The sequence below is a fragment of the Acinetobacter sp. 1125_18A genome (assembly GCF_052824985.1).
In genome coordinates, this window is record NZ_VTDG01000005.1 from 61173 (window position 1) to 77646 (window position 16474).

At 40.1% G+C, this 16474-nt stretch carries 15 protein-coding genes; 7 read left to right on the forward strand and 8 right to left on the reverse strand.

Translation table 11 applies throughout. The features are described 5' to 3' along the window. Positions 1–17: 17 nt before the first annotated feature. The 6 genes from rplB to FY049_RS10655 form a co-directional block, all read right to left on the reverse strand. Positions 18–842, reverse strand: a complete 825-nt coding sequence (gene rplB, locus FY049_RS10630) for a 50S ribosomal protein L2 (RefSeq protein WP_004725686.1) — start codon at positions 840–842, stop codon at positions 18–20. A gap of 11 nt (positions 843–853) precedes the next feature. Continuing rightward, positions 854–1174: a 50S ribosomal protein L23 gene (rplW, locus tag FY049_RS10635; protein ID WP_004725684.1), complete on the reverse strand. Its 321-nt coding sequence runs from the start codon at positions 1172–1174 to the stop codon at positions 854–856. Then, positions 1171–1773 carry a 50S ribosomal protein L4 gene (gene rplD / locus FY049_RS10640; protein WP_004816870.1) on the reverse strand — a complete coding sequence of 201 codons (603 nt, stop codon included), beginning with the start codon at positions 1771–1773 and terminating at the stop codon, positions 1171–1173. The genes rplW and rplD overlap by 4 nt, the downstream gene beginning before the upstream one ends. A gap of 11 nt (positions 1774–1784) precedes the next feature. Beyond that, a complete protein-coding gene (rplC, locus tag FY049_RS10645; protein WP_004816868.1) occupies positions 1785–2423 on the reverse strand; it encodes a 50S ribosomal protein L3 in 639 nt (212 codons plus the stop codon). 61 nt (positions 2424–2484) lie between these two features. Continuing rightward, positions 2485–2796 (reverse strand): 30S ribosomal protein S10, encoded by a 312-nt coding sequence (gene rpsJ, locus FY049_RS10650; RefSeq protein ID WP_004725677.1) that lies wholly within the window; start codon positions 2794–2796, stop codon positions 2485–2487. Positions 2797–3070: 274 nt separating this feature from the next. Continuing rightward, positions 3071–3796 carry a type 1 glutamine amidotransferase gene (locus FY049_RS10655; RefSeq protein ID WP_004725673.1) on the reverse strand — a complete coding sequence of 242 codons (726 nt, stop codon included), beginning with the start codon at positions 3794–3796 and terminating at the stop codon, positions 3071–3073. Positions 3797–3976: 180 nt separating this feature from the next. On the opposite strand from FY049_RS10655, the gene FY049_RS10660 reads away from it, so the two are divergent. The 6 genes from FY049_RS10660 to FY049_RS10685 all read left to right on the forward strand — a co-directional run bounded on the left by FY049_RS10660 (position 3977) and on the right by FY049_RS10685 (position 11160). Further along, the gene (locus FY049_RS10660; RefSeq protein WP_327857801.1) at positions 3977–5167 is read left to right on the forward strand and encodes a PLP-dependent transferase; all 1191 of its coding nucleotides are present in this window, start codon (positions 3977–3979) and stop codon (positions 5165–5167) included. A gap of 303 nt (positions 5168–5470) precedes the next feature. Further along, positions 5471–7030, forward strand: a complete 1560-nt coding sequence (locus tag FY049_RS10665; protein ID WP_262781805.1) for a DUF853 domain-containing protein — start codon at positions 5471–5473, stop codon at positions 7028–7030. A gap of 318 nt (positions 7031–7348) precedes the next feature. Continuing rightward, entirely contained in the window at positions 7349–8557 is a 1209-nt protein-coding gene (gene hmpA, locus FY049_RS10670; RefSeq protein WP_154129674.1) for an NO-inducible flavohemoprotein, read from the forward strand. A 94-nt stretch (positions 8558–8651) separates the two neighbouring features. Beyond that, positions 8652–9095 (forward strand): RrF2 family transcriptional regulator, encoded by a 444-nt coding sequence (locus FY049_RS10675; protein ID WP_004725666.1) that lies wholly within the window; start codon positions 8652–8654, stop codon positions 9093–9095. A 123-nt stretch (positions 9096–9218) separates the two neighbouring features. Next, complete coding sequence (gene yihA / locus FY049_RS10680; RefSeq protein ID WP_419355547.1) at positions 9219–10076, forward strand: ribosome biogenesis GTP-binding protein YihA/YsxC; 858 nt, start codon at positions 9219–9221, stop codon at positions 10074–10076. A 136-nt stretch (positions 10077–10212) separates the two neighbouring features. Next, complete coding sequence (locus FY049_RS10685; protein WP_056512178.1) at positions 10213–11160, forward strand: metal-dependent hydrolase; 948 nt, start codon at positions 10213–10215, stop codon at positions 11158–11160. A 96-nt stretch (positions 11161–11256) separates the two neighbouring features. Here the strand turns inward: FY049_RS10685 and FY049_RS10690 are convergent, their stop codons facing one another. Next, positions 11257–12495, reverse strand: coding sequence for a dicarboxylate/amino acid:cation symporter (locus FY049_RS10690; protein ID WP_004725660.1), 1239 nt, complete (start codon positions 12493–12495; stop codon positions 11257–11259). 151 nt (positions 12496–12646) lie between these two features. Then, a complete protein-coding gene (locus FY049_RS10695) occupies positions 12647–13522 on the reverse strand; it encodes an acyl-CoA thioesterase (RefSeq protein WP_004725658.1) in 876 nt (291 codons plus the stop codon). Positions 13523–13817: 295 nt separating this feature from the next. Here FY049_RS10695 and plsB point away from each other — a divergent pair, with 295 nt between their 5' ends. Then, a complete protein-coding gene (gene plsB / locus FY049_RS10700; RefSeq protein WP_446083704.1) occupies positions 13818–16403 on the forward strand; it encodes a glycerol-3-phosphate 1-O-acyltransferase PlsB in 2586 nt (861 codons plus the stop codon). Positions 16404–16474: the final 71 nt, after the last annotated feature.

The window sequence follows — 16474 nt, forward strand, 5'->3', positions numbered from 1 at the left end:
TCAGATTCCTTTACTTGTTACTTAACGCGACGGTCGCGAATGATCATCTTAGTCGTACGCTTATTGGTACGAGTTTTGTACCCTTTAGCTTTTTGACCCCATGGGCTTACAGGTTGAATACCTTTGTTACGCCCTTCACCACCACCATGTGGATGGTCAACTGGGTTCATCGCCATACCACGAACGGTAGGACGAACACCACGCCAGCGTGCAGCACCTGCTTTACCAAGTGAACGAAGGTTGCTTTCTGAGTTAGATACTTCACCTAACACAGCGCGACATTCAACGTGTACTTTACGCATTTCGCCTGAACGAAGACGAATGATTGCGTAAGAACCGTCACGACCCAACAACTGAGCAGAAGTACCAGCAGAACGCACTAATTGTGCACCTTTACCGATTTTAAGCTCAATGTTATGTAATGTAGAACCGATAGGCATATTACGAAGCGGTAAGCAGTTACCTGGACGAATTGGAGCATCGTTACCAGATTGTACTTTATCGCCAGCACGTAAGCCTTTAGCAGCAATAATATAACGACGTTCACCGTCAGCATATTTCAATAAAGCAATATGTGATGTACGGTTAGGATCGTATTCAATACGTTCAACTACAGCAGGGATGCCGTCTTTGTTACGTTTGAAGTCAACGATACGGTAGTTTTGTTTATGACCACCACCAACGTGACGAGTTGTAATGTGACCGTTATTATTACGACCACCAGTACGTTTTTTAGCTTCAACCAACGGTGCATAAGGCGCGCCTTTGTGAAGATGATTATGAACCACCTTCTCTACAAAGCGACGTCCTGGAGACGTTGGCTTACATTTTTGAATTGGCATAATTTTCGTCCTTATTCCGCTGTGCTTTCAGCGGTATCGCCCAAGTCAGCCATTTCAACATCTTGGCCAGCTTTCAGGGTGACGTATGCTTTTTTAACATCAGAACGACGTCCTAATGTTTTACCAAAGCGTTTAGTCTTACCTTTAGTGATAGTCGTGTTAACTTTAACAACTTCTACACCAAATAATTGCTCTACTGCTTTTTTGATTTCAAGTTTGTTTGCATCGATAGCAACTTTAAAAACTTGAACACCAGCAGTTTCGCCTAGAACTTGTGCTTTTTCTGAAAAAACAGGCCCTTTTAGGACTTGATAGATACGTTCGTTGTTCATCCGAGTTCTACCTCAATCTTCTTAGCAGCCGCAACAGACATAACAACTTTATCAAACGCAATCAAGCCAACAGGATCGATCCCAGCAGCATCAACCACATCAACGTGTGGAAGGTTACGAGCAGCTAAATATAGATTTTCATCTACAGCTTCAGTAACGATTAATGCGCGAGTAGCGTTCAAGCCGTTTAGTTTTGCAAGCAATTCTTTAGTTTTTGGAGCTTCAACTGCAAACTCTTCAACCAATACAAGACGATCTTGGCGAACAAGTTCAGCTAAGATACATTGCATTGCACCGCGGTACATTTTGCGGTTTACTTTTTGAGACCAATCTTGTGGACGAGCAGCAAAAGTTTTACCACCACCAACCCAGATTGGGCTACGAATAGAACCAGCACGAGCGCGGCCAGTACCTTTTTGACGGAATGGTTTTTTACCACCGCCAGAAACGTCTGCACGTGACTTCTGAGCTTTAGAGCCTTGACGACCACCAGCTAAATAAGCTGTAACAACTTGGTGTACAAGAGCTTCATTAAATTCACGTCCGAAAGCAACTTCAGACAATTCAACAGCAGAGCCGGAAACAGTTTTTAAATTCACGTTATTTCCCCTCAGGCCTTGATCGTAGGACGAACGATAACGTCGCCACCAGTAGCACCAGGAATCGCACCTTTAACAACAAGAACTGAACGTTCTGCGTCGATAGATACAATTTCAAGACCTTGTACAGTTACGCGATCATCACCTAAGTGACCAGGCATTTTTTTGCCTTTGAACACGCGACCAGGAGTCTGGTTTTGACCTGTAGAACCAATTACACGGTGAGATACTGAGTTACCATGTGTAGCATCTTGCGTACGGAAGTTCCAACGCTTAACACCACCCTGGAAGCCTTTACCTTTTGATTGACCAGTAACATCAACAACTTGACCTACTGCGAACAAATCAACACCGATAGTGCCACCAACTTCACGACCTTCAAGATCAGCTTCTGCAACGCGGAATTCTTTAACTAAACGACCAGCAGCAACACCAGCTTTCGCAAAGTGACCTTTCTGAGCATTTGTTACGCGAGATTCGCGACGTTCACCAGTAGTGATTTGAATCGCTTGATAACCATCAGTTTCAAGCGTTTTGATTTGAGTGATACGGTTAGGATCAACCTCAATCACTGTTACAGGCACAGAAACACCAGCATCTGTAAAGATACGTGTCATACCGCACTTGCGACCGACTAAACCAATAGCCATGTGCATAAACCTCTAAAAAAGCGGCCTAATTAACTTATAGAGCGTTAATTAACCGAAAGCCTTAACCCAATGCGATCTGAACATCAACACCAGCTGCAAGATCCAACTTCATCAACGCATCTACAGTTTTATCTGTAGGTTGAACGATGTCGATCAAACGTTTATATGTGCGGATTTCATATTGGTCACGCGCATCTTTGTTCACGTGTGGTGATGTTAAAACGTTAAAACGTTCGATGCGAGTAGGCATCGGAATTGGACCACACACTTGTGCGCCAGTACGTTTTGCTGTTTCTACGATCTCTTGAGAAGATTGATCAATTAAACGATGATCAAAAGACTTAAGACGGATACGAATTCTCTGGTTAGACATACCAGTTAACTCCAAGCCAAATATATAAAGAATCACCCTTGACGCATCTCACCCCACTAAATAAGGTAAGTGTCAAAGGCAGTGAAAATCACTAAGGTCGTGATCGATGCCACGACTGTAACGATCTGAATGACTTTCTTCGCCATTCACCCCACCATATCGGAGGGTCGCTCATTATAACGATTGTTTAACACTTAAGCAAACTTATTTGGACATTTTTACCTTTTTTTGAGTAATTAATTATAAATAAAGCGCTTATTATTTAAACACCAGCTTAAACCCTTAAAACGTAGTCAATCGCATGATTGAGCAACTGATTCCCAATCACATAATCCGTTTGTTGCGATTTTTTTAGCTTCAATAATGATTGACTGTGTACTCCACTAAACACCATATCTTCTTCTTCATGCTCAATGAAGATTTTTAGGCTATGCGGGGTGATTTCTGGATGGAACTGAAACCCCAATACATTTTTGCCAATTTGATAAAGTTGGTTGGGACATGCTGGATTCTCCGCCAAACGAATTGCGCCTTTAGGAATATCAAAGGTCTCACTATGCCATTGCATGACATTGACCCGCTCAGGCAATTGGAAATAACCTTCTGGCACATGGTTGCTTTTATTAACCAAGGTCCAGCCAATCTCTTGCACAGTATTACGCCGAACATTGGCACCTAGAGCATTGGCTATCAACTGCCCACCCAAACACAGGCCGATTGCGGGCTTTTCCGAAGCCAAATAACGGCGTATCCATCGTTTTTCGACCTTTAACCAAGGATAGTTGGCTTCATCATTTACACTCATTTCCCCACCCATAATGATGAGTAAATCCACATCATTGACATGCGGCAAAGCTTCTATTTCTAATTGTGAATCTGTGGGTAAAGCAAAAAATTCTGTTGCAGTAATTTCTGCGCCCATTGCTTTTAAATACTCATAACAGCTACCAAAGCCCTCACCTGCAATATGCTGAAAATAATGCACTTTAAGTTTTTTCATGTTATCACCTATTCTTGTTGTATCAATTACGCTACAAATCACAAAACATAGTTGGATAAATGCAAAAATGAAGCCAATATCAATTTTATTTATTATTTTTCACAATTTATTGCTTTTCGTCACTGAGCGATTATGTTTTGCTTACTTTAGTCCGGCTATTAACAAAAATTGAGTATTCCTGTGAAACAAAAACCAGTTACTGCTTTAATTCATTCTTCTCGTAAAGCACCACAATATATAAATACAATACAGCCTCCCCTATTTCGTGCGTCAACAATTATATTTGAAAATACCGATGCACTATTTAATCGCCATTGGACAGATCGTTATGACTATAGTTACGGCACACATGGTACACCGACAACGTTTACCTTAGGCGATCACATTGCCCAAATAGAAGGTGGTGAATATTGTTTACTTGCACCTAGTGGTTTATCTGCGATTAATCTAGTCAATTCATGTTTTTTAAGTCATGGAGATGAAGTCTGGGTTGCAGACAATATCTATGGTCCCAACATGGAACATCTACGTCATCTTGAAAAAAGTTATGGCATTATCGTTCAAGTTTATAATCCTATCGATGCAGACACATTCCAACCCAATGAAAATGCCAAACTGATTTGGTTAGAGGCCGCAGGTTCAGTCACACTCGAATTTCCTGATTTGGTGAGGTTAGTCAAAAAAGCCAAAGCAAAAAATATCCTCACGGCTTTGGATAATACCTGGGGCGCTGGCCTAGCGTTTAATGCCTTTGATTTTAGTCATGAACATTTAAGTGTAGATATCAGCGTACACGCCTTAACCAAATACCCAAGTGGCGGCGGCGATATTTTAATGGGATCAGTGGTCACTCAAGATAACGCTTTACATCATAAGCTGTTCCGTATGCATGCCATTCAAGGTATCGCGATTTCAGGTGATGATGCTGCACAAGTACAGCGTAGTTTGGCCTCAATGCAAATTCGTTATGAGCATCAGTCGCAAAGTGCTTTAAAGATTTTAAATTGGTTAAAGAGTCAAAATGCGTTTGCTCAAGTTTTACACCCTGCAGATTCTGACAATATAAGTCACACCTATTGGAACCAGATCTGTCAAACAGGACAAAGTGCTGGCCTGGTTAGTGTTATTTTTAAACCTGAGTTTGATATCAACAAAATCAGAAAGTTTTGTGATCATTTATCCTTATTTAAACTCGGTTTTAGTTGGGGTGGTCCTGTTAGCTTAGTCATGATTTATAATCTGACTGACATGCGTCATTTAGAACGCGCACATCTAGAGCAAGGTCTATTGGTTCGTTTCTGTATTGGCTTAGAGCATCCAGACGATTTAATCCAAGATATTCAAAACGCTCTTCAAGCCATTCAAGCTTAATATTTTAACCCAGCAGGCTTAATACATAATATCTGGGTCTTTGCTATATCAAATGATGGCAAGGGCCTTACACTCACCTCTAAACACGATTAAGCGCAGAGATCATTCAGCAAAAAGTACATATAGCTTTCACTTATTCTCTCTGTATTTCAAGAAACAATCCGCACCACCTTACATTCAAATTCAACAATAAAAACAGATTTACAACATCATCATTTAATGCAATTTTGTATAACAACAATGATATAAATATTGAGTCAGATAAAGAACATCCAAACTCAAATTAAAGCTATAGGAATAACAATGGGCACACCAATCGTCATCGCAAAAAAAACCTCAGATACAACACAAGATATTGTATTACATTCACAATTTGCTAACCGTCATGGTTTAATTGCAGGCGCCACCGGGACAGGTAAAACCATTACCCTTAAAGTGCTTGCTGAAAGTTTTTCACGGATTGGTGTACCCGTATTTCTTGCCGATGCCAAAGGTGATGTTTCCAGTATAGCCAAAGCTGGCTCAACCAATCCTAAATTTGAAGAACGCATTAAAAGCTTGGGAGTAGACAGTGTTCCTTTTGCGGCGTCACCGACTATTTTTTGGGATTTATTTGGTGAACAAGGACATCCGATCCGTACCACAATCTCTGAAATTGGCCCACTGTTACTTTCGCAAATGCTAAATTTAAATGACACTCAAGAAGGTGTGCTTTCAGCGGTGTTCCGTGTTGCAGATGATCAGGGCTTACTGTTAATTGATTTTAAAGATTTAAAAGCCATGCTGACTTATGTCAGTGAAAATGCTGCGGCTTTAAAAGCAGAATACGGCAATCTCTCACCAGCAAGTTTAGGTGCTATTCAGCGTAATCTATTGGCTTTAGGTGATCAGGGCGGTCAACGTTTCTTTGGTGAGCCAAGCCTTGATATTATGGATTTTATCCAAACTGATGCCAATGGACATGGTTATATCAACCTATTGGCTGCGGATAAGCTGATGAACACACCAAAGCTCTATGCAACCTTCCTGCTTTGGATGCTTTCAGAATTATTTGAAAAGCTACCTGAAGTCGGTGACTTAGATAAACCCAAATTGGTGTTCTTTTTTGATGAAGCGCATTTGCTCTTTGATAATGCCAGCCCAGCATTACAAGAAAAAATTCAACAAGTGGTCCGTCTAATTCGCTCTAAAGGTGTCGGAATTTATTTCATCTCACAAAGCCCATTAGATATCCCAGAAAATGTTTTAGGACAACTGGGCAACCGTGTACAACATGCCTTACGCGCGTTTACCCCTAAAGATCAAAAAGCAGTAAAAACTGCTGCTGATACCTTCCGTGCTAATCCAGAGTTTAAAGTAGATCAAGCGATTACAGAATTGGCTGTCGGTGAAGCGCTTATTAGTTGCCTAGATGAACAAGGTACGCCTCAAGTGGTTGAACGAGCGATGGTGATGCCACCCTACTCATCATTTAGCCCAATTACTTTAGATGAACGAAAAGCATTGATGGCGCAAAGTATTGTTGCGGGTGTTTATGACAATGAAGTGGATCGTGATAGCGCTTATGAAATGCTACAGCGTAAAGTTTCTGATAGCTCACAACAGCAGGTGGCTTTTGATGCAGTGGCTCAACAAGCCAAGCAATTAGAAGAGCTCACAAAGCAACAACAGACTCTCGATAAGCAACAAGCCAAAGAGCAAGAACGCATAGAGAAAGAGGAAGCAAAAGCTGCAGCTGCACGTGCCAAACTGACTCAAGATGTGATCGGAACTTTTGCTAAAAGTGCCGCAAGAACCTTAGGCGGTCCTACAGGGCAAAAACTGGTCCGCGGTTTGTTAGGTTCATTATTTGGTGGCCGTTAATTCTTTTAAACACAAATATGAGGAGCGTTAGCGCTCCTTTTTTATTCCTCATTTTATAGCTTATGTTCTTGCTTATGTTTTTATTTGCTTATCCCGCTTATCAAGCTCGCTAAACATATCTAAAAACATATCTAAAAACTTATCAAAAAATTCATCTAAAAAAGCTTAAAAATAAGTTCAATGATTTCAATCAATAAAGCTTAAGTTCAAAATAAACCATAATTATTTTATGTGTTTTTCTTAAAGGTGTATTGCAAATACATTTTATAAGGTATATTTTAAATACATCTTATAAATGACAGCCAAGAGAGATCAACAATGACTCCGCAGCAAATTGACCTTGTAAAAGCAACAGTTCCTGTTCTTCGCGAAAATGGTGTAGCACTTACCGGTTATTTTTATAACCGCATGCTCGGCAATAATCCTGAATTAAAAGAAACCTTTAACATGGGGCATCAACGCAGTGGTGCTCAGGCGCAAGCCTTGGCTGGTGCTGTTTTAGCATATGCTGAAAATATTGAAGATCCCTCAGTACTTTTGCCTGTGGTTGAACTGATTGCCCATAAACATGTCAGTCTGAATATTCAAGCACCTGATTACAACATTGTCGGTGAAAACCTATTACATTCAATTAGTGAAGTATTAACTATTTCGATGGAAGATCCATTGATTGATGCATGGGCTGCAGCTTATGGGCAATTGGCCGATCTATTTATCAGCACTGAAAAAGCGATTTATGAGCAGCACCAACAAACTCAAGGCAGTTGGTTAGGCTGGCGTAAATTTAAAATCGCTAAAAAAGTGAATGAAAGTGAAGAAATTACCTCTTTCTATCTTGCACCAGTCGATGGTGGCGCATTACCTAAATATGAAGCGGGTCAATATATTTCAGTGCGCGTATTTGTTGAAGCATTAGGCTTAAAACAACCACGTCAATACACGCTATCGACAAGCCCACAAACAGACTATTTACGTATTTCAGTTAAACGTGAAGATGAAAAAGGTGATTTGGCAAGTGGTTGGGTATCAAATACTTTACATGGCTTAGCTGAAGGTTCAGAAATTGAAGTGTCTGCTCCAACAGGTAACTTCTACCTGATTGATAGTAGCAAACGTAATGTCTTCATTAGTGCGGGTGTAGGTTTAACCCCAATGATTGCAATGCTTAACCAATTGGTGACTTTAGACATGCCTCAACCGGCTAGCTTTATTCATGCATGTCGCAGTAGCCAAGTACATGCGATGAAACAACATATTCAAGAGCAAAAAACTAAATTCCCACGTCTCAGTACATTTACAGCTTATGAGTTCCCACATAGCGGTGATGTTATAGGTGAGGACTATGATGTGGCTGGTCGTTTAGACTTGGCAACGGTTGATACAGCACTACTCCCAGCCAATGCTGATTATTATCTTTGTGGCCCAATACCATTTATGCAACAACAACACCAAGCATTGGTTGCTCGTGGTATTAAACCTGAACAAATTCATAGTGAAGCGTTTGGTACGGGTGGTGCAGGTATCTAAATCTACATCCGTTCTTTATAAGGCTGGTCTATGATAGACTGGCCTTATTTATTTCAGGATGAGATACATCTTTACCCATAGATGAGCAGCCTACATGCAACTAAATAAATTTACCGACTATGCCCTGCGCATCTTAATGTACATCGCGCCTCCAAAAGATGTGCCTTATACGATTGCTGAAATTGCAGAAGATTTACATGTTTCAGAAAATCACTTGGTCAAAATTGTGCATTTTATGGGAAAACAAGGTTGGTTGATTACCACACGAGGTAAAGGCGGTGGTTTGCGCTTAAACCCAGATATCTTAGAATTTCGCTTAGGATATATTGTACGAATTCTCCAACGTGATGCACAAATTGTAGAGTGCAATACGCCACCTTGTGTGCTACGTCCACGCTGCGGCTTAAAGGGTATTTTAGATCAGGCCGTTGAACAGTTTTATCAAAGCCTAGATCACTATACTGTTGCCGATGTTCTCAACGCTCCACCACAACATCCAAAGATCGTAAACTCGCCTATTCCCAATCTCAATGTTTAAGTCACAAAAGCTCATCGCCCAGCATCTTAATAGCCAATATTTCAGTTAACACGATCAAAATTCGCTTGAACCTCCGACTTCCTTTATAATGCACTTTGTTTATCCGTTTATTGAAGTTGAAATATGCATCGCAGCAGTGGAAAGTCTAAAAATAGTAAGACCTCAAGCGCCCCTAAACAAAAAATCAGTTATGAAAAAAAGGCTGATCCTGCGATTTCAGAATACTCAACTTCATCTTTGAACTGGTTGCGTAAAGCTGAATTTCTAATGAGTGCGCCTAAACTGAATCTTTGTGTAGAAGATACTGGTTATGAAGTTGCCTTTGCAGGCCGTTCAAATGCAGGAAAATCAAGTGCTATCAATGCATTGACCAATCAAAAGCAATTGGCACGCGCGTCGAAAAGACCGGGCCGTACGCAAATGATTAACTTTTTTAGTTTAGGTAATCCAGATCAACGCCTTGTCGATTTGCCAGGTTATGGTTATGCGGCTGTACCTGAAGCAATGAAAATTGTATGGCAAAAAGAACTTGAGAATTATTTGATTCATCGAAAAAGTTTACAAGGTCTGGTTCTACTCATGGATATTCGCCACCCTTTACAACACTTCGATGTGATGATGTTGGAATGGGCATATTCACGTCACTTGTTTGTGCATGTGCTGTTAACTAAATCCGACAAACTCAACCGTGGCCCTGCCAGTAAAGTATTGTTAGATGTACAAGAGCAATTGAAGAAAATGAAGTTGAATTTTTCTATACAACTGTTTTCATCACTCAACAAACAAGGTCTAGAAGAACTCGCTTCGATTATGGCGGGTCGCTTAAATTACACCTTAGACAAAACTTTAGATTTTGATATTGATTCAATTCCTGAAGCCACTGAAGATGATCTGGATGATGAGTTCATTGATCAAGACCAAGAATCCGAATTCAATAGTGAAAATATTGATGGAAATGTAGATGAAAATCCACAAGCATAAATAAAAAAGTCTTGTCTAACAAAATTCATCACATATTGATACTGGAATGTCCTAAATTGCTAATAACTATTTAGGACATTTTTTTATACTTGAATAATAAAGTGTGAAATCACCAAAGAAAAATTAGGACACTGTGATGAAGTTACTCGCTAAATTAAAGAACAGTCGGATTGGATCGTCTATTCAGTACCACATCAAACCACGTAAAGTGAAATTTGAATGGCAAGATACCCCTGTCGATTGGATTCCAAATCAGCCATTTGTCAGCTACTTTATCAATGAAATTAACAATATTCTTCCAGCAGGTGAATTTTGGTTTTGCCGTTTATACAATCGTGTTTTACCCAAAATCACAGATGAAAAATTAGCTGAAGATGTTCGTGCTTTTATCCGCCAAGAAGCCATGCATGCTCAAGCACATGCTTCGGCAAATAAAGAATACTTAACTGTGCGTAATATTGATATTCAACGTAATCTTGAGATTATGGATTTCTTGTTTGGCAAATTACTTGCAGATCAACCACTCGGCTTTAAAGTACCCAAAGTCCTCGATCATCAATGGGATTTGTTCCGCCTAGGTATCGTCGCCACTGTTGAACATATGACTTGTGTCTTGGGTAAATATGCGCTTTATAATAAAAAATGGGCGGAACTGGGTGCAGATCCAAATATGCTTGATTTAGTCAAATGGCATGGTGCCGAAGAGATTGAACACCGTACAGTGGCTTTTGATCTTTATCGCCATTTGGGCGGTGGTTATATTTCTCGTTATTATCAAAGTGTTATCGTGATTGCCGCTGTATTAGGCTTATGGGTTGATGGTGCTGCACATATCATGGGGCAAGACCCACGTTATGCAGATAAAAAACCTGCTTTCTATAAGCCTTGGATTTGGCGTGAATGGGCAAGTATCGCACAATCAGATAATCGCTTAATGCCACATCCATTATGGTTGGTTTCACAGCAATTGGGCTATTTAATGCCTTGGTATGATCCAGTACATGAAGCTAAAACAGAAGATGCGATTGCTTATTTGGATCAATCCCCAGCAGCAAAACGTGCATTGCCTAGAGTTGCAGCATAATAACTATTGAATAGTGATACTGAAATCAAATAAAAAAAGCAGGATTTAGTCCTGCTTTTTTTGGTCAATCTTTTAGAACAAGATTCTAACCATACACTAAGTTGGACTTTCCATATCTTTGGTGTTTCGGTCAACAACCACACTAATCATCATATCCCCTTGTACATTCACTACAGTACGTACAGTATCGAGAATACGGTCAATTGGCAGAAGAATGGCAATTGCCTCCGCTGGCAATCCCACAGATTGTAGCACCATAATCATGGTGACCATGCCCGCACTTGGAATACCTGGTGCGCCCAATGAAGCAATCATCGCAGTCAGACAGACAATCACTTGTTGGGTAATTGATAACTCTAAACCCATTAAATTGGCAATAAAAAGCGCTGCTGCTGCTTCATAAAGTGCTGTTCCATCCATGTTCAACTGAGAACCAAAAGGAATCACAAAGCCTGCAATCTGCGGACGCACACCTAAATTTTCTTGAGTACACTTTAAACTCAAAGGCATGGTTGCAGAACTTGAACTGGTTGCAAATGCTGTAATTAATGCTGCACGCGTTCCTTTAAAAAAGGTAATCGGATCCATTTTTCCAAAGATCCATAACAACAATGGCAGAACCACGACACCATGAAATATGGTGGTTCCCGTAACAACAATAGCAAACTCGGCAAGACGGCTTAAAATAGAGATGTCTTCTGTTGCAATCAGCTTTGCCATCAAAGCAAAAATACCAATCGGCGCAACTTTCATCACCCAACCCACTAACATCATCATGATGTCAAAAAACTGACGTGCCAGTTGTTTGATTGAATTAAAGCGCTCTCCACCATGTACCAGTGCCAAACCCAATAACAAAGCAAACAGCACGACTGCCAAAACATTGCCGTCACTAAATGCTTTAAATGGATTGATGAGGGTATTTTGAATAAAATTGGTTAAAAACGAGCTGGGTGTCAGTGAATCTGGGCTTTTATGTTGATTCATTGCATCTTGAAACATTGCAATGTCCACACCTTGTCCTACATTGAATAGATGTGTCGAGGCTAAACCGAGAATAAGTGCCAATGTCGTTGTGGTCACACAACAAGCCAATGTTATTTTCCAAACTCGACTGAGTTGACTGCCCGCTTCTAAGTTTGAAACACCCACCAAGATTGAACTAAAAATAAGTGGAACCAAAAGCATTTTTAATAAACCAATAAAAATACTACTGGCGATGCTCAAACCATAAATGCTGGCATCTAAAAATTGAGTATTGGGGAATTGATTTAATAAAAATCCAAATGCCACACCAAGAATGGCTGCAATAAAAATTTGGGTGTTTAAACTCATCTTCGCTGACTATTATAAATATTTACACGTTGAACTATGCCATTGAAGTTATTTAGAATCGAGCATTTTTTTGTCACAAGCTCTGCTAAAAAATAGAAAAGCCATCATAGATGATGGCTTATTTCTAGGATTTGAGTATCAGTATAAAGTCTTATTGGTTTTCGATTTCACGTACCCGCATCAAGCCTTCTTGCACCGTACTACAAACCAATTCGCCATTTTGCCACATGCGACCAAAATTCAGACCGCGTGAATTTGCACTGACTGTTGCATCCATATCGTACAGCATCCAATCATCTGCTTTTACTGGTTTATGGAAATAGATCGTATGATCAATACTGGCACATTGCAAACTTGGCGAGAGGTAATTGAGACCATGCGGCCGCAAAGCAGTCATCATCAAGGTATAGTCCGAATAAAACGCAACAATTGCCTGATTTAAGGAAATATCATCCGCCTGTTCTGCAGCTAATGGCTCATGCGTACGCAAATAATGAGCATAAGACGGCGCTTCAGGTTGTGGTTGAAATGGATTGGTCACATTGATCGGACGAATTTCTACCTGACGTGGACGCATAAATGCAGCGCGAATATTTTCTGGGATAAAACTAATTAAATTTTCTTTAAGCTCTTGCTCTGCTTTTAATTCATCAGGTGCAGGATATTCTGGTTCAGCAATTTGATAATTCAAGCCTTCTTCAGGTGTTGCAAATGACACCATCGCTGAAAAAATGGTACGCCCATGCTGGATTGCACGTACTTGACGACTTAAGAAGCTTTTGCCATCACGTAACCGATCAACCTCATAAATGATTGGGGCATTGATATCACCGCCATATAGGAAGTATGCATGTAAAGAATGTACGGGGCGATCAGCGGTATATGATGCTGCCCGCAGTGCTTGTCCTAAAACTTGCCCACCAAAAACACGCTTACCAACTAAATTTCGACTTTGACCACGAAAAATATGTTCTTCAAGTTTTTCAAGGGTTAAAAGCTCTACAAGCTCTTGGGTTAAAGCATTCATAAGTGACCTTTCTATATACTGAATACTGACTTTATTCCAATGGATAGAACAAAGTATCCATATTTTAGAGATTTAACTCTATTTTGCCATAAGTCCTGAGAGAAACATTAAATTTTCATAAACTGTATTGTCACTTCTCTTGTGCTGATGGATTGTTTAAAATACGTTTTTTAACGATAAAATCTGACAAGCGACCCGCAGTTTGTCAGAAAATGACATACTGTTCTGTGCTTTAATTACAGAAAATATTTTTTATCCGCTTTATTGCGTGATTCACCATTGGCTAGGAGTATTTATGTCCAAGAGTGGCTTTGGTCAAATGTATCGTCGACTTTCGAGTAAAATACTTGACCTTGTGGTAACACCACATGTTCTTGGAGAGGTTCCTACAGAAGCTCAACCTTTAGACCCTTCAACTGAAAATTCTGAGCTCATTCAGCCCACAACTCAAAAAGTTGTCTGCTATGTTCTGCAGAATTACTCACGAAGTAATGCTTTAGTTGTTGATGGTGAAACACGTCGTTTGCAGCTTCCTCCTGCACTTGACCCATTAATGATTGGCAATAGTCGCGAAAAAGCTGCGATTTTATTTTTACAACACCAAGATGAAAACAATTATTTTAATCCACCTACGCATGCTTATCCGCCGCGTTTAGTTAGACTGATTGAATCACTTGATCAAAATACTGATTTAGATATTGAATTAATCCCTGTCACAGTACTGTGGGGACGTTCACCAGATAAAGAAGACTCTTGGTTTAAACTGTTATTTACTGACACTTGGGCAACGCCAAGTAAAGTTAAACAGTTGATGAACATTGGTTTACATGGTCGACAGTCATTCCTTGAATTCCATGAAGCGCAATCACTTAGAGCATTGGTCGATCATGCGAAAATTGATCATCCAAATATTTCACCAGCCACTTATATTGTCAATCAATTAAATGACTACTTAGATCGTCAGCGTGAGGTCATTCTCGGTCCAGATTTATCTGATCGCCGTAATGTCATGCAATCACTGATTAAAGCCCCTGATGTACAGGATGCAATTCGTAAAGAAAGTATTCGCTCAAAAATCAGCATGATTGATGCTGAACATAAAGCAATTGGTTTTGTAAATGAAATTGCATCCGACTATTCTGCATCGGCTGTACGCTTTGCAGATATGGCTTTGACTCGTCTATGGACACAACTTTATGATGGTGTTGAAGTACATAACTTCAATACTGTACGCGAGTTAGTCAAAGACTATGAAGTGATTTATACGCCTTGTCACCGTAGCCATATCGATTACTTGTTGTTGTCTTATGTGATTTATAAACGTGGTTTGATGGTACCGTATATTGCTGCCGGCGATAACCTTAACATGCCATTTGTCGGTCAATTACTGCGTGGAGGCGGTGCATTCTTTATCCGTCGTTCATTCCGCGGCAATGCACTTTATACATCAGTATTTAAAGAATATTTATTTAGTATCCTGTCTAGAAACACACCTCTTGAATACTTTATTGAAGGTGGCCGTTCTCGAACTGGGCGTTTGTTACCCCCGAAAACTGGCATGCTCGCAATGACAGTACATGGTCATTTGCGCGGCCGTGCCAAACCGATTGTCTTTATCCCAACCTATGTCGGTTATGAGCGCTTGATGGAAGGCGCAACCTATGTCGGTGAAATGAATGGTAAGCCAAAAGAAGCTGAATCCATTTGGGGAATCTTGCAAACCCTGAAAAAAATTGAGCGTATTTTTGGTAAAGTGCATGTCAATTTTGGTGAACCTGTTTTCTTAGATGACTTACTCAAAGCACATGGCGCTGATCAAATCACCATTGAACATAATGATGATCCAATCCCGCAAGAAGTCTCAGATGCAGTAACCAGCTCGGCAAATGCGATTCTGGAAAATATCAACCGTGCTGTGGTGATCAACCCTGTTTCTTTATTGTCACTGATTTTATTGGCAACTCCAAAACACACACTTGATGAAGAAATCTGCATTAAACAGCTTGATACATATCGCAAGTTATTAACTGCAAATCCTTATGACAGCCGCACTCAGGTCACGCCATTATCAGGTAAAGAAATCATTGCCTATGGTATGAAACTGAAATTGATTAAACGTGTCCAGCACGTCCTTGGCGATATTATTGCCATTGAAGATAATCAAGCAATTTTACTGACTTACTTCCGCAATAACATTTTGCATGCCTTTGTTTTACCGTCGCTGGTCGCAGCATTGGTCGAACATAATGGCAAGATCAGTAAGTCTGATTTACTTAATGTGATTCGTACCCTTTATCCATTCTTAAAAGCAGAGTTGTTCTTAAAATGGAAAGATAGTGAAATCAAGGCTCAAGTGACTGAATATGTCGATGCTTTGGCTCAAGCGAATTTAATTTTTGTCGATGATGAAGATTTTATTTTCAGCCCTGCGCCAAACTCAGAAGACCATAATCAATTGGCTGTTTTAGCTGCTCCAGTACGTCAAAGTCTTGAACGTTATTACATGACGCTGGCTTTAATTACTCAACGTGGCTCTGGAAATATCTCGATTCGCCAAGTTGAAGAATTAAGTCACTTGGTTGGACAACGTTTATCTGTATTGTATGAGTTCAACTCACCTGAGTTCTTTGATAAAGCGTTATTCCAAAGTTTTATGAAAGTCTTAACTGAACAAGGCTATATCAAAACCAATGAAGACCATGCCATTGTTTTTGATGAGCAGTTTAGAAATGTTGCGCAATATGCCAATTTGGTGCTTGATGATGTAACTTTGCAAATGCTTCACCATATCACCTCATTTACAGATGAGGAGTTAAAAGAAGCTTTAGATGCTTTAGCCGCTCAACAAGCCAAGAAGCGTTTAAAGCGGAAGAAAAAATAAAAGCTTTAAAGTGCCTTTTTCCTTTAGTAGAAGGTTGGGATGATTACCTCTCCCTAACCCTCTCCTGCAAG